This is a genomic window from Trinickia caryophylli (genome assembly GCF_034424545.1).
In the GTDB taxonomy this organism is placed as follows: Bacteria; Pseudomonadota; Gammaproteobacteria; order Burkholderiales; family Burkholderiaceae; genus Trinickia; species Trinickia caryophylli.
On record NZ_CP139970.1, the window covers coordinates 4124121 to 4140681 of the forward strand.

At 69.4% G+C, this 16561-nt stretch carries 1 protein-coding gene; it reads left to right on the forward strand.

Annotated elements, in window-relative coordinates; translation table 11 throughout:
- The first annotated feature begins 5 nt into the window (after window positions 1–5).
- Window positions 6–16520 carry a non-ribosomal peptide synthetase gene (locus U0034_RS18645; RefSeq protein WP_327197023.1) on the forward strand — a complete coding sequence of 5505 codons (16515 nt, stop codon included), beginning with the start codon at window positions 6–8 and terminating at the stop codon, window positions 16518–16520.
- The last annotated feature ends 41 nt before the right edge of the window (window positions 16521–16561 follow it).

Sequence of the window (16561 nt, forward strand, 5' to 3'; positions counted from 1 at the left end):
GCGCTATGCAAGCCAATCATTTCGATATCGACTACCTGCCGGCACGCGTTGCCCGGTTCGCCGCGACGCGGCCCGATGCGATCGCCGTCGTGGATCGCGACGGACCGCTGACGTGGCAGGACCTGTGGGCATGGTCCGAGCGTCTTGCCGCAATGCTCGCCGAGCGGACGCGGCCAGGCGATCGCGTGGCCATTGTGTCCGCGCGCAATGCCGCGTTTGTGGCGAGCGTGCTCGCCATATGGCGCCTGCGCGGCTGTTATGTGCCGCTCGATGCGGCGCAGCCTGCGGCGCGTCTGCGCTGGCAGGCGCAGGACTGTGGCGCGCGCGTCGTCGTTGCGACGGGTGCGGGCCCGGCGCAATGGCTTCCGGAGGGCGTGGCGCTCGTCGATCCCGATGCGTCGCGTTGCGCGGACGCGACCTTCGGCACGAGTATGAAGGCGCCGCCGTCTCCACGCGGCGATGAGCTTGTCTGGCCGGCCTACGTCATCTATACCTCGGGCTCGACCGGCCGGCCCAAGGGCGTCGTGCTGAACCATGCAGCGCTTGCCGCCTATCTGCGCGGAGTTGCCGGACGGCTGCCCGACGATATTGCCAGCGCGGCCTGGATTTCCACGCCTGCCGCGGACCTGGGCCATACGTCGCTCTTCGGGGCGCTCTGGCACGGCTGGACGCTCCACGCGATCGACGCGGAGGTGGCCGGCGATCCCGACGCGTTCGCCGCATACATGGACACGCACGCGGTCGATCTGCTGAAGATCGTGCCGAGCCATCTCGATGCGCTGATGCAGGGCCGCTCGCCCGCAGCCGCGTTGCCCCGCCGGTGCCTTGTCGTGGGCGGTGAGCCGATGCCGGCACGTCTCGCGACGCAGGTCGAGCGGCTGCGGCCAAACTGTGTCCTGATGAATCATTACGGGCCGACCGAGACGGCGGTGGGTGTCCTTGCGCGCACGGGCGACGTGGGGCGCGCGAGCACGCTGCCGCTCGGCACGCCGCTCGCACATGTCGATGCGCGCATCGTCGACGAGGACGGCAATGCCGCACCCAGGGGCGTGGCCGGCGAGCTTTGTATCGGCGGCGCGAGCGTGGCCAGCGGTTACCTGAACCGGCCTTCGTTGACCGCGGAGCGGTTCGTGCCCGACGCGGCGGGGCATGGCGCGCGGCTCTATCGCACGGGAGACCGAAGCCGCCGCCTGCCGGGCGGCGAGTTCGCCTTTCTGGGTCGCCTCGACGATCAGGTGAAGATCCGCGGTTTTCGCGTCGAGCCCGAGGAAGTCGCGGCGCGGCTGCGTACCGAGGATGGCGTGCGAGACGCGATCGTCGTCGCGCGAGCGGACGAAGAGGGCGCGCCGCTCAAGCTTGCCGCCTATCTGACATCGGCCGTGCCGCTGGACGTCGATGCGATTCGGGCGCGGCTCGCCGCGCATCTGCCCGATTACATGGTGCCGGCGTCGCTGCGGGTGCTCGCGTCGCTGCCTTTGACGGCGAACGGCAAAATCGACCGCGCCGCGCTGCCTGCGCCCGATCGCGCCGCGGGGCAAAAGCGGACCGCGCGCGTCGAAGCGCGCAGCGACGCGGAACGCACGCTCGCCGGGATCTGGCAGCAGGTGCTCAAGCGCGACGACATCAGCGTATCGGACAACTTCTTCGAGATCGGCGGCGATTCGATATTGAGCCTGCAGATCATCGCGAAAGCGCGTCGCGCGGGGCTCAAGCTCACGCCGAAGCTGATGTTCGACTATCCGACGATCGAAGCGGCCGCGCGCGTGGCGGTTGCGTCGGGCGCCGGTGCGTTGGGCGCGGATGTGCCTGCGGCGCCTGTCGTTTCGCCGCAGGCGGCTTCGACACAGGGCCGCAGCGGGTCCGCCGACGGGAAGGCACGGGCCACGGCCGCGTCCGCCGACGAAGCCAGGGCGGCGGAGGAAGCGCTGTGGTTCGCGCAGGCAGGCGTGACGCGCGAAACGGCGGAAGCCGTTTATCCGGCCACACCGATGCAGCAAGGGCTCCTCTTTCACGGCATGCTCGACGGCGAACCGGGTCTCTACGTTTCGCAGTTGCGCCTGACGATTGCCGACTTGCGCGTCGAGATCATGCGGCGCGCGTGGGACGTCGTGATCGCCCGCCATGCCGTGCTGCGCACGCGGTTCGTCCGCCCCCCTGGCGCCGAGCCCCTGCAGGTGGTCCAGCGGCAGGTAGTGCTGCCGTTCGATGTTCATCCGCCGTTCGCAGTGCCGCCGAGCGCCGGCCCGGATGCTGGCCCGGATGCCGGGGACGCCGCCTTCGAAGCCGCTCGCCGTTCCATTGCCGCACGGGGCTTCGATCTCGACGCGGCGCCGCTCATGCGCGTCGACATATTCGCCCGGGCCGATGGCGCACGCGATCTGCTGTGGACTCACCACCACGCGTTGACCGATGGCTGGAGCACTGCGCAAGTCGCATCCGAGGTGCTGCGCACATACGCCGCGCTCGTTGCGGGCAGCGGATTCGACGTGACGCCGGGGCCGCGCTTTGCTCGCTATGTGCACTGGCTGCGGCGGCAGCCCGTGGCGAGCGCGCTATGGCAGGAGCGGCTCGCGGCACTCGGGACGTCCGCGCGCCTCGCCGATGCGCTCGGCAGCGGTGCGTTCTTCGAGCGCGTGTCGGAGCGCGCGGGCTTGGCCAACGATGCAGACGACACGAAGCGCCTCGTGCGCGAAATCGATGCGGCCGGCTATGTGCGCGCGCAATGCGCGGCACGACGCGCGCAAGTGACGCTCAATACGCTCGTGCAAGGGGCATGGGCGCTCGTACTCGCCCATTTTTCGGGGCGGGCCCAGGTCGCCTTCGGCACGACGGTGTCGGGGCGGCCAGCGGAACTGGCCGAGGTGCAGTCCACAGTCGGCCTTTTCATCAACAGCTTGCCGCTCGCGGTCGAGGCGGACCCCGCAGCGCCCGTGGCTGGATGGCTGGCCGCGCTGCAGCGCAGCCATGCGGCGTTGCGCGAACTCGAACATACGCCGCTCGCCTCACTGCAGCAGTGGGCGGGCGCAAGCGGCGGTGCGCTGTTCGACAGCCTGCTGGTGTTCGAGAACTATCCGCTCGACGAAGCATTCCGTGGCGAACGAGCGGCGCTCGGCTTGCGGGCGATCGATGCTTACAGCCGCACTCATTTACCGCTCACGCTCGTCGTCGCGCCGCGCCATGGTATGGGCGTCGATGCCGGTTCGGGCGGATCGGGGGCCGACGCGCTCCGGCTGGAATGGCACTGGCGCACGGGGCGCGTATCGGCCGACGGAGTTGCGAGGCTCGCTGCACATTTCGAGCGCGTGCTGGACCGGCTTGTCGGGCTGATTGAGAAGAACGGCGATGCGCGGTTGCGCGATGTCGCGCGCGACGAAGCACCCGCGGCCGAACCCGGCGCCACGGCGGTGTTGCCGGTTCCTTTCGAGCCCGTGACCGCACGCATCGACGCGCAAGCGAGCGCCCGCCCAAATGCGGTCGCGATCGCCTTTACGGGCGACGATGGCACGCGCACCGCATTGACCTACCTCGAACTGGCCACATGGTCGGCGCGCATTGCACACGCCTGCGGACCGGCGCTTGCGCATGGCGGCGAACGCCGCATCGGCGTGGCGATGACGCGCACGCCCGCGCTCGTTGCCGCGATCCTCGGCGTGCTGCGCGCCGGCGCGGCCTACGTGCCGCTCGATCCCGCCTATCCCGACGACCGGTTGCGCGACATCGCGCTCGACGCGGGTCTCGATGCGCTCATCACCGAGCCGTCGGCAGCATCGCGGTTCACCGCGATGCTGCCGTGGCTGCCCGTCATCGACGCCAACGCGCTGCGTGTCGCGGCCGGGCCATCGGTGATAGCGGCGGCGAAGGTGCCGCTGCCACGCGTGCACGCGGAGCAACTGGCCTATGTGATTTATACGTCGGGCTCGACGGGGCGTCCCAAGGGCGTGGGTGTGACGCACGGGAACGTGGCGCGGCTGTTCGATGCGACGCGGGCGCGCTTCGGCTTCGACGAGCGCGACGTGTGGACGCTTTTTCACTCGTACGCGTTCGACTTCTCGGTGTGGGAGCTGTTCGGTGCGCTCGTGCATGGCGGACGCCTCGTGATCGTGCCGCACTGGACGGCACGCGAGCCTTCGGCCTTGCACGCGCTGCTGGTGCGGGAAGGGGTGACGGTGCTGAACCAGACGCCGTCGGCGTTCGTGCAGCTCGCGCAGGTGGACGGCGAGTACGAGCTGAAGACGCTGCGCGCGGTGATTTTCGGCGGCGAGCGGCTGGAGCCGGCATCGATCGCGCGCTGGGCGGAGGGTGCACGGGCCAAGGGGGTGCTGCCGGCGCTCGTGAACATGTACGGGATCACGGAGACGACGGTCCACGTGACGTACCGGGAGCTGGACGAAGCGGCGTTGAGGGCGGGGCGCAGCGTGATCGGCGCGCCGCTGGCGGACCTGACGCTGCAGGTGCTGGACGGGGATCTGAACCGGGTGCCGGTGGGGGCGGTGGGCGAGCTGTGCGTGGGGGGAGCGGGTTTGGCGCGCGGGTATCTGGGGCGGCCGGGACTGACGGCGGAGCGGTTCGTGCCGGATCCGGGCGGTGCGCCGGGTGCGCGGCTGTACCGGTCGGGGGATCTGGCGCGGCGTTTGCCGGATGGGGATCTCGAATACCTGGGCCGCAACGACGATCAGGTGAAGATCCGAGGATTCCGGATCGAGTTGGGCGAGATTCAGGCGGCGCTGTTGGCGCACGAGTCGGTGCGCGAGGCGGCGGTGGTGGTGGCGGGTGGAGCCGTTGGCGAAGGGGGGGCGGGCGATCGGCGGCTGGTGGCGTACGTGGTGCCGCAAGGGGGCGCGGGCCGATCGAACACAGAATCGGACGCAGAATCGGACGCAGAATCGGACGCGGGGAGATGGCAGGCCTGGCTGAGCCAGCGCTTGCCGGCGTACATGGTGCCCACGTCATACGTCGAGTTGGAGCGTTTGCCGCTCACACCGAACGGCAAGCTCGACCGTCGGGCGCTGCCGGCGCCCGAAACGGCAAAAGCGGCGAATGCGGCCGCGTCTTCACGGGCGTCCTTCGTTGCCCCGCGCGACGAGACGGAGGCCCGCGTCGCCGCGATCTGGCAAGAAGTGCTCGGCGTGGAGCGCGTTGGCGCACGCGACGATTTTTTCCGGCTTGGCGGCCATTCGCTGCTGGCCGTACGCGCCATTTCCGCCGTGCATGCGGCGTTCGGCGAAGCCCCCCCGCTAAGGGCATTGTTCGAACATCCGACGCTTGCGGATTTCGCGGCCATTGTGCGCGGCGCGCCAGCGATGGCGCCAGGCCGTTCGCCAAGCGATGGCCGCGAAGATCGTTCGCGCGAGCAGGCCATCGAATTCGCGCCCGGCGAGCCGATGCCGTTGTCCGCATCGCAGGAAAGCCTCTGGTTCATGTGGAAGCTCGATCCGCGCAGCACCGCCTACCACGTGAGCGGGGCTTTGCGCTTCGACGGGCATCTCGATACCGACGCGCTGCGCGCCGCTTTCGCCGCCCTGAGCGTTCGTCATCCGGCGCTGCGCATGCGCTTCGGGGAGACGGCCGGCGTACCGTATCAACGTGTGGACACGGAAAGCCGTGCCGACATTCGCCCGCTCGATTTGAGGCCGGCGCATAACATGGACGAAGCTGCGCTCGCCGCCCGTCTGGTCGAACTTGCGCGCGTGCCGTTCGATCTCGTTGCCGAGCCGCCGGTGCGGGCAACGCTCGTTTGCCTGACCGACGAGTGCCACGTGTTGCATCTCGTGCTGCATCACATCCTCGGTGACGATTGGTCGGTGGGCCTGCTGTTCGCCGATTTTTCCCGGCTATATCGGGCGTTCGCCGCAGGTGAGGGGCAGGCCGAAGCATCCTTCGATGCCGCCGCGGCATGGGCTGCCTATCGCGATGTGCTCAATGCGCGTGCTGCATACCTGACGCCGGCGCGCGAGGCGGCGCAACTTGCGTGGTGGCGCACCGAACTCGCGACCGATGCTCACACGGCCCCCTTGCTTGCCCTGCCGTTCGACCGAGTGCGCGGCAACGCGCGGCGTGCACCCGGTGCCCGGCTCGGCATGCGCGTGCCGGCAGCGAACACCCGAGCGCTGCGCGCGCTTGCGGACAAACGCCAAGCCACGCTCTTCATGACGATGCTCGCCGCGTTCGATGCGCTGCTCTATCGCTACACGGGGCAGCGCGACATTCGGATCGGCGTGCCGCTTGCGGGCCGCGACCAGCCGGGGGCGGAGGCCGTCGCTGGATTCTTCGTCAACACGGTGGTGATCAGAACGGCCCCGCACGGCGCGATGCGCGTCGGAGAACTGATCGACGCGGTGCGCGAGCGGCTTCTCGGCGCACATGCGAATCAGGACGTGCCGTTCGCACGCGTGGTGAAGGCCGTGCAGCCCGAGCGCGATCTTGCCCATACGCCGCTTTTTCAGGTGCTCGTCAACCAGCAGCAGCGCCATGACATCGGTGCCTCGTTCGGCGATGCGGTGCGTGTGACGGTGCAGCCGACGGGCAACGGGGAAGCGCAGTTCGATCTGATGCTCAACATCGCCGAGACCGCCGATTCGGCGCTCGATCTCACATTCACCTATGCTGCCGACGTATTCGATGCCTCTACGATCGAGCGGCTTGCGCGTAATTTCACGGGATTGCTTGGGCAGTGGGGCGAGGATGACGCGAGGCCGCTCGCCATGCTCGATCTTGCCGAAATTCGCGACGAAGCGCCGCCGCGCCCCGAGGCTTGCTGGCACGAGCCGATGAACGTCGCCGCTCGCGTGGCGATGCAGGCGGCGCGACGCGGCGATGCCATTGCCCTTGTCGATGGCGCACAGCGCGTCACCTACGCCCAACTGGATGCATGGTCCCGTGCGATCGCTGCCGAACTCCTGCGGCGCGGCGCCAAAGCGGAAACCCGCGTCGGCGTGGCGATGCAACGCTCTGCCGGACTCGTCGCCGCGCTCTTGGGCGTGCTGCGGGCCGGCGCGACGTATGTGCCGCTCGATCCGTCGTATCCGCACGAGCGGCTTTCGCACATCGTCGACGATGCGCGGCTCGGCCCCATCGTCGCCGATACCGAGAGCCTGAAGCAGCACGAGTCGCTTTTCGCGTGGAGGCCTGTGATCGACGTGGGGGCCTTGCGCGACGTTTATTCCGACGCGGCGGCGGAGGTGCCGCTGCCGCGCGTGCACGCGGAGCAACTGGCGTATGTGATTTATACGTCGGGCTCGACGGGGCGGCCCAAGGGCGTAGGGGTGACGCACGGGAACGTGGCGCGGTTGTTCGATGCGACGCGGGAGCGTTTCGGCTTCGACGAGCGCGACGTGTGGACGCTTTTTCACTCGTACGCGTTCGACTTCTCGGTGTGGGAGCTGTTCGGTGCGCTCGTGCATGGCGGACGCCTCGTGATCGTGCCGCACTGGACGGCACGCGAGCCTTCGGCCTTGCACGCGCTGCTGGTGCGGGAAGGGGTGACGGTGCTGAACCAGACGCCGTCGGCGTTCGTGCAGCTCGCGCAGGTGGACGGCGAGTACGAGCTGAAGACGCTGCGCGCGGTGATTTTCGGCGGCGAGCGGCTGGAGCCGGCATCGATCGCGCGCTGGGCGGAGGGTGCACGGGCCAAGGGGGTGCTGCCGGCGCTCGTGAACATGTACGGGATCACGGAGACGACGGTCCACGTGACGTACCGGGAGCTGGACGAAGCGGCGTTGAGGGCGGGGCGCAGCGTGATCGGCGCGCCGCTGGCGGACCTGACGCTGCAGGTGCTGGACGGGGATCTGAACCGGGCGCCGGTGGGGGCGGTGGGCGAGCTGTGCGTGGGGGGAGCGGGTTTGGCGCGCGGGTATCTGGGGCGGCCGGGACTGACGGCGGAGCGGTTCGTACCGGATCCGGGCGGTGCGCCGGGTGCGCGGCTGTACCGGTCGGGGGATCTGGCGCGGCGTTTGCCGGATGGGGATCTCGAATACCTGGGCCGCAACGACGATCAGGTGAAGATCCGAGGATTCCGGATCGAGCTGGGCGAGATTCAGGCGGCGCTGTTGGCGCACGAGTCGGTGCGCGAGGCGGCGGTGGTGGTGGCGGGCGGAGCCGTTGGCGAAGGGGGAGCGGGCGAGCGGCGGCTGGTGGCGTACGTGGTGCCGCAAGGGGGCGTGGGCCAATCGAACACAGAATCGAACACAGAACCGGACGCAGAATCGGACGCGGGGAGATGGCAGGCCTGGCTGAGCCAGCGCTTGCCGGCGCACATGGTGCCCACGTCATACGTCGAGTTGGAGCGTTTGCCGCTCACACCGAACGGCAAGCTCGACCGCCGGGCGCTGCCGGCGCCCGAAACGGTGCGCGCGGCGGCCGCCGTCGGGGCATCGAGCGCGGACGAGCAAGCGTTGCTGACGGTGTGGCGCAGCGTGCTTCGTCGCGACGATCTCGGGGTGACCGACAACTTCTTCGTCGTCGGGGGCGATTCGATCCTGAGCCTGCAAATCGTTGCCAAGGCGCGCGATGCCGGCTTGCATCTGACGCCGCGCATGGTATTCGAGACACCGACGATCGAAAGCCTCGCGCGCGCGGCGCGCGCAGGCGCGCAGGCCATGGAGCGGGAGCAAGGGCAGCCGGCCGGTGCTGGCGGCTTCGACTCGGCGGACCTCTGGCGCGCGCTTGGCCTCGCACCTGAACACATCGAGGATGTTTATCCAGCTACGCCACTGCAAAGCGGGCTGCTTTACCACTCGCTCGCGGCGGAGCCGGGGCAGCATGCATACCTGAACCAGATGCGCGTGACGTTCGCGGGAGAGATCGACTGCGACGCGATGCGCGCGGCGTGGCAGGCGGCACTCGAGCGGCACGCGATCTTGCGCACGCGCTTCGCCTGGGCGCATGGCGGCGCGGCGATGCAGATCGTCCACAGGCGGCTCGCATTGCCGTTCGAGACTTACGACTGGACTGAGGCAGGCGATTACGATGCCCGTCTTGCCGCGTGGCGTGAACACGATCTCGAGCTGGGCATGGCGCTCGATACGGCGCCGCTGATGCGCGTGGCGCTATTCCTGCGCGACGCGCGTACGGCCGATCTGGTCTGGACTCACCATCACGTGCTGCTCGATGGCTGGAGCGTGGCCCTGCTCGTCGGCGAGATTCTGAGGGACTATCGTGCGCGCTCCTCGGTGGGATCGGAGAGAGCGGGCGAATCTGCGAACGCCGCGACGTTCGACGTGCCGCCGCCGTACCGGCGATACGCCGACTGGATTCGCACGGCGGCCAGCGATCCTGGAACGGAATCCTGGTGGCGCGGGCGCATTGCGCAGGCGCTCGGCTCGGACGATGCCGCCACGCTGATGCCGAGCCTTCCGGCGCAAACCGGAAGCGAACCGGGCGCGCATGCGCGGCGGCAGGTCCTGGACGCGGCGTTGAGCGTGCGTTTGCAGGAGACGGCGCGCCGTCACGCAGTCACGCTCAATACGCTGATGCAAGCGGGCTGGGCCGTGCTGCTCGCACGCCACGGGCATCGGCGCCGCGTCGCATACGGCACCACGTTCGCGGGGCGGCCGGCGCATTTGCCGGGCATCGAGCGGATGCTCGGGCTTTTCATCAACACGTTGCCGGTGTGGGTGGAGGTGGACGCAGGCGCGGACGTTGGCGTATGGCTGCGCGAACTGCAAGGCGCGTTCGCGACGTTGCGGCAATACGAACACACGCCGCTCGCGCAGGTGCAGCAGTGGGCGGGGCGTAGCGGCAATGCGCTTTTCGACAGCCTCGTCGTGTTCGAGAACTATCCGGTGGATGGGGCGCGCGATGGTAGCGGCGGGCTCGAAATCCAATCCGTCGAATCGGTCGATCCAACGCATTACCCGCTCGCGCTCGCGATCATCCCTCGTGCGCAGACGCTCGCGCTCGAATGGGCGTGGGATGGTGGGCGCATGGACCGGCCAACGGTGGAGCGATTGGCCCGGCAATACGAGGCGGTGCTGGGGCAGTTGGCGGAGGACGGCGCGCGGCGCGTGGGGGAGTTGAAGCTGCCGGGCGAGGCGGGGCCGCATGCCGATGCGCCCATGGTGCGGTACCCGTTCGAATCGCTGGGCGCGGCGCTGGTGGCCCAGGCGCGGCGCACGCCGGATGGGGTGGCGGTGCGCTGCGAGGACCGCGCGCTCAGCTACGGGCAATTGGAAGCGTGGTCGGCGTCGGTGGCATGGGAGCTGTCGTCGCGCGGGGTGGGCGCGGAGCAGCGGGTGGGGCTGTGTGTGCGGCGCGGGCCGGAGTTGATCGCGGCGCTGTTGGGGGTGATCCGTTCGGGCGCGGCGTTCGTGCCGCTGGACCCGGAGTATCCGGCGGCGCGGCTCGAGCAGATGATCGAGGATGCGGGCATCGAGCGAGTGGTGGCCGATGCGCACAGCGTGAAGCGGATGGGGCAGGTGCTTGCCGGCTGTGAGGTGGTGGACGTGGGGCAGGCGTTCGACGCTGCTGCCGATGTTGATGCCGATGTAGCGGATGCGGCGGATGCAGTGGCGGCCGGGGCGGGTGCAAGGCGGCGCACCGCACAGGGCTTCGCGGCGGCGGTGCACCCCGAGCAACTGGCGTACGTGCTGTACACGTCGGGCTCGACGGGTCGCCCGAAGGGCGTGGCGGTGAGCCACGGGTCGCTGTGGACACACCTGTGCGACTTTCTGTCGACGTACGGCATTGTCGAGGCCGACACGGTGCTGCACTCGTCGACGATCAACTTCGACGTGGCGCTGCACGAGACGCTGCCTGCGCTGCTGGTGGGCGCGACGGTGGAGATGCGCGGCGAGCAGCCGTGGGACCTGCAAAGCCTGAGCGATCGGCTGGTGAGGCGGCGGGTGACGTTCGCGCGGATTCCGACGGCGCTGTGGCAGCAGTGGCAGCGGCATGCGCCGGCGCGCGAGACGCTGAGTTTGAGGCAGGTGACGGTGGGCGGGGAGGCGTTGCCGGGCGATGCATTGGCGCGGTGGCGGCAGGGGCCGTTGTCGGACATCCGGCTGGACAACCTGTACGGACCGACGGAGACGACGATCGCGGCGCTGTACCGCCAGACCCAGGCGTCGGACGGGCAGGAGGTGACGGTGCCGATCGGGCGGCCGTACCCGGGGCGCACGGCGCGGGTGGTGGATGCGTTCGGCGACGAGGCGCCGGTGGGCGGGCTGGGCGAGCTGTGCATCGGCGGGCCGACGGTGGCGCGTGGGTACCTGGGCCGAGCGGGGCTGACGGCGGAGCGGTTCGTGCCGGACGAGCGTGGCGAGCCGGGGGCGCGGCAGTACCGAAGCGGGGATTTGTGCCGCATGCGGGAGGACGGCACGGTGGCGTTCCTGGGTCGGCTGGACCAGCAGGTGAAGCTGCGTGGGCAGCGCATCGAGTTGGGGGAGATCGAGGCGGTGCTGCGTCGGTGCGAGGGGGTGCGCGAGGCGGCGGTGATCGTGGCGGGCGAGGGGGAGAAGCGCCGGTTGGCGGCGTACGTGTCCGGGCAGGTGGAGGAGGCGGCGGTGCAGGCGGAGTTGGAGAGCCGGCTGCCGGGGTACATGGTGCCGTCGTCGTTGACGGTGCTGGAGAGGCTGCCGTGGATGCCGAACGGCAAGCTGGACAAGGCGTCGCTGCCGGGGCCGCGGGAGGGGAGTCGGGAGCGGGTGGAGGCGTCGAACGAGACGGAGGCGGTGCTGCTGTCGATCTGGTCGGCGGTGCTGGGTCGCGACGATCTGGGGGTGACGGAGAACTTCTTCGAGGCGGGTGGGGATTCGATCCAAAGCCTGCAGATCATAGCGAAGGCGAGGCAGGCGGGGCTGAAGCTCACGCCGCGGCAGGTGTTCGAGCATCCGACGGTGGCGGCGCTGGCGCAGCGAGCGCAGCGGCTGGCGCCGCAGGCGGAGGAAGCGGTGGAGGAGGAGGGCGAGGCGCTGCCGCTGACGCCGATTCAGCAGTTGTTCTTCGAGCGCTACCCGCAAGGGGAGTCGCACTGGAACCAGTCGGTGCTGTTGAAGGTGCGGGGGCGGTTGGAGGTGAAGGCGCTGGAGGCGGCGGTGGTCTCGCTGAGCGCGCGGCACGATGCGCTGCGGCTGAAGTTCGAGAGACAGGGCGAGGGCTGGAAGCAGGTGGCGCGCGGGGTGGGGGAAGCCCGGGCTCGGGCGCAGACGGAAGCCCCAACGCAAGCCTCAACGCAAGCCCCACGCCCAACCACAGCGGGGCTGGTTCGCCACGAGCGGTTGTCGTCGCTATCGGAGCTGGAAGGGGCGTGCGAGCGGATCCAGTCGAGCCTGGACATCGAGCGCGGCCCGATCTGGCGCGTGGGCTACTTCGAGGCGCCGGAGGGAGAGACGCGGCTGCTGATCGCGATTCACCATCTGTCGGTGGACGGGGTGTCGTGGCGGGTGCTGCTGGAGGAACTGCAGACGGCGTACGAGCAGGCCGAACGGGGCGAGGCGGTAGTGCTGCCGGCGGGCTCGACGCCCTGGCGCGCGTGGGTACGCGCGCTCACGCGCTATGCCGGTTCCGAGCAGGTGCGATCGGAAGCATCGTGGTGGGAGCGCGCACTTTGCGCGCTCGATTCCGCAGTCGAGCTTCCGTTCCGGCCGGCGGTGGGCACGCGCATGGCGCAAAGCACGACGATCGACTGGACGCTCGATGCTGCCCGCACGCGCGAGCTGCTGCAAAATGCATCACGCGCCTATCGCACGCGTGTGGACGAATTGCTGCTCACCGCGCTCGCCCGCTCGCTCGGTCGCTGGAGCGGGGCGACCGAGATCCCGGTCGAACTCGAGGGCCACGGGCGGGAGGACGTGATTGACGGCGTGGACCTGAGCAGGACAGTCGGATGGTTCACCACACGCTTTCCCGTGGCGCTGCCGGCCGCATCGGCAGAGCTTGCCGATGCGCTCGTCGCCGTGAAGACCCGCGTGCGGGCGGTGCCGTGCAAGGGATTGCATTGGGGCCTGCTCGAAGCGAGCCGCACGCGTCGTCGTCCGGCGGTCAGCTTCAACTACCTGGGCCGCTTCGACCAGTCGCTCGACTCCGATTCGCGTTTCACGTTCAGTGCCGAGGCGGCGGGTGCGACGCATGGCGAGGGCGCGCGGCTCGACTACGCGCTCGATCTCAACGGCATTGTCACGGGCGACACCTTGCTGGTGCGCTGGCGTTTCGATCCGGCGAGAATCGGCCGAGACACCGTCGAGGATCTCATCGTCGACTTCGATCGCGAGGTCAGCGCGTTGATTGCGCATTGCGTTGCCGCGCCGGCGGGCGCGACAGCATCGGACTTCCCGCTTTCGGGCCTCGATGACAGCCAACTGCGTGCGCTCGGCCTGCAGCTCGGCAGCGTTGCCGATATCTACCCGGCCACACCGTTGCAACAGGGTCTGCTTTACCACAGCGAGCTCGAGCACGGACAGGGCGTCTACGTGAACCAGCTTCAACTGACGCTCGCGGGCCCCTTCGATGCGGCAGCGCTGCGAGCCGCGTGGCAGGCCGCGATCGCGCGGCACGATGCGCTGCGTACGCGTTTCGTCTGGCATCCTGATGGAACGGCTCTGCAGATCGTCGAGCGCGAGGCCGCGCTGCCGTTTGTCGTGCACGACTGGCGCAACATGAGCAACGCGGGTTCGGCCGAGTACGATGCCCGCCTCGCAGCATGGCGCGAGGGCGACCTCTCGGCAGGGATCGATCCATCGCGCGCGCCACTCATGCGGGTCAACGTTTTCCTTCGTCCCGACGGACGATTCGATCTCGTTCGCACCCATCATCACGTGCTTACGGATGGCTGGAGCGGCGCGCGGCTCCTGACGGAAGTCTTCGGCGATTACGAGCGCGCGCTCGGTGCAAGACGCGCGCAGGCTCGTGTAACGAGCGTGCCGCCGCCGTACCGCCGGTATGTGGAATGGCTGGCGAAGCAACCCGATCCGCGCGATTGGTGGATGGAAAAGCTCGCGTCGCTCGACGATCCAGGCACGCTCACGGCGAGCCTCGGCTCGCCGCGCGACGCGGGTTCGAGCGACCCGCAAAAACTCGTGATGCGGCTCGACGCCGAACTCGATCAACGCCTGCGCCGCGCGGCACAGCGCTACCGCGTGACGCTCAATACGCTGATGCAAGGCGCATGGGCGGTACTGCTCGCGCGCCTGAGCGGAAAACGGTCTGTCGCATTCGGCGTCACGGTATCGGGCCGCCCCGCCTCGCTCGACGGAGCCGACGAGATGTTCGGCCTGTTCATCAACAGCTTGCCCGTATTCGTGCGCGTGCCCGGTGATGCCGCGCTTGCGCAGTGGCTCGGCGAGGTTCAGGCCTGGAACACGCAGATGCGCGAAGTCGAGCACACGCCGCTGGCTGCGCTGCAGCAGTGGGCGGGCCGCAGCGGCGATGCTCTGTTCGACAGCCTCATCGTCTTCGAAAACTACCCTGTCGCATCGCGTGCGTCGGGCGAGGAGGCAGGCGTGTTGCGCGTGGAGCGGGTCGATGCCCTCGAGCGAACGCACTATCCGCTGACGCTGACGATCTTGCCGGCGAGGCAGCTCGAATTGCATTGGGGCTGGGACAACCGGCGTTTCGACCGTGTCCGCATAGCAGCGTTGGAGCAGCAGTATCGGTCGCTGCTCGATGCGCTCGCCGACGAAGGCGAGCATGCGGCGCGATTCGTCGGCGAACTGGCGGCTCGGCGTGGCGCGACGCGCGCCGAGGCGTTGCCCGCCCCGATCCTGCGCGCGTGCCACGAACGGTTTGCCGCGCAAGCGGCACGCGTGCCGGAGCGCATCGCGGTGCGCCAGCGCGGCGAGGCGTTCGACTATGCCACGCTCGAGCGCTGGGCTGCCGCGATCGATGCCCGGCTGCGCGAAAGCGGCGTTGCCCGTGAAGAGCGCGTCGGCGTCTGCATGCGCCGCACGCCCGCGTTGATTGCGAGCATGCTCGGCGTATGGCGCAGCGGCGCTGTTTATGTGCCGCTCGATCCATCGTTTCCGGCCGAGCGTTTGCGTTTCATGCTCGACGATGCGGGCATTGCGCGTGTCATCGCCGACGAAGAGGGCCTGACGCGCCTCGACGGCGGGCTCGACGGCCGAATCGTCATCGGGGCCGGGGAAGCCGCGCCGACGAATGATGTCGCGCCGCCCGCGCGCTGGGTGGATGCGGCACAGCTCGCCTATGTCATCTACACATCGGGGTCGACGGGGCGGCCCAAGGGGGTTGCCGTGTCGCACGGCGCGCTCGCCCGATTGCTCGCGAGCGTGGGTATCGTGCCGGGGCTCACGGAGGACGACGTGCTGCTCTCGGTGACGACCGCGTCGTTCGACATTTCACTGCTGGAGTTCTGCCTGCCCCTCACGAAAGGTGCCTGCATCGAGCTTGCCGATGCGGCGACGGCCGGCAACGGCGCGGCCCTTGCGGCGCTCATCGATGCGAGCCGGGCGACGGTGGTGCAGGCGACGCCGAGCGGCTGGCGCCTCCTGCTCGAGGCGGGCTGGCGCGGGCCCGCGCACGGACCCTTCGCGGGCCTGGCAGGCGGGGAGCCGTTGCCGCCCGACCTGGCCGCCCAACTGATGCAGCGCGGAGTTTCGCTCTGGAATCTCTATGGCCCGACGGAAACGACGATCTGGTCGAGCTGCGCGCGCGTGTCGCCTCATGAGTCAGTCACGATCGGCCGCGCGCTTCATGCGAACGCGCTGCGCATCGTCGATGCGAGCGGCGCACTCACGCCGCAAGGCGGCATGGGCGAACTGTGCATCGGTGGCGACAATCTCGCGCGCGGCTATCTCGGCCGGCCGGGGCTGACTGCGGAGCGCTTCGTGCCCGATCCGTGGGGCGCACCGGGGGCGCGGATCTATCGAACCGGCGATCTCGTGCGCGAGCGTCCCGACGGCGAAGTCGAATGCCTTGGCCGTATCGATCAGCAAGTGAAGCTGCGCGGCTACCGCATCGAGCTCGGAGAGATCGAGGCGGCGCTGCGCGAAGGCCACGGTGTGCTCGATGCGGCCGTGGCGCTTGTGCCCGGTGCCGGCGAAGCCGAGCCGCGGCTCGTCGGCTATGTGGTCGCGGGCGCCGGGCACACGGTGCCCGCGCAATGGCGTGCCGCGCTGCGCGCGCGTCTGCCCGCCTACATGGTGCCGGCTGCCGTGCACGTCGTCGAGGCGCTGCCGCGTACCGCGAACGGCAAGCTCGACCGCAATGCGCTTGCGCGCTTCGGCGACGCCGGTTCGGGCGAAGCCTCCTGGGTCGAACCGTCGGGTGAGATGCAGGTGCTCGTGGCCCAGGTCTTCGGCGAGGTGCTGGGTGCGGCACGCGTCGGGGCGGACGACGACTTCTTCGCGATCGGCGGGCACTCGCTCGCGGCCGTGCGCACGATTGCCCGGCTTTCCGAGCGGCTCGGCCGCAAGGTTGCGCTCGCAACGCTGTTCGACGCGCCCACGCCGGCGCGGCTCGCCGCGACGCTCGGCGGGGATGGCAGCGCAGCAGGCCGCGACGAGGCGCGGCGCGACAAAGCGGATGATGCGTTGCAGGCGCTCGACGGGCTGTTCGATGACCTCGATTGATTCTTTCGACTCTTTCGATTCTTTTGATTCTTCTGACTCCT

Bases quoted from the DNA above. Each gene is read 5' to 3' on its own strand.
- U0034_RS18645 (WP_327197023.1), top strand. From the start codon at position 6: ATGCAAGCCAATCATTTCGATATCGACTACCTGCCGGCACGCGTTGCC.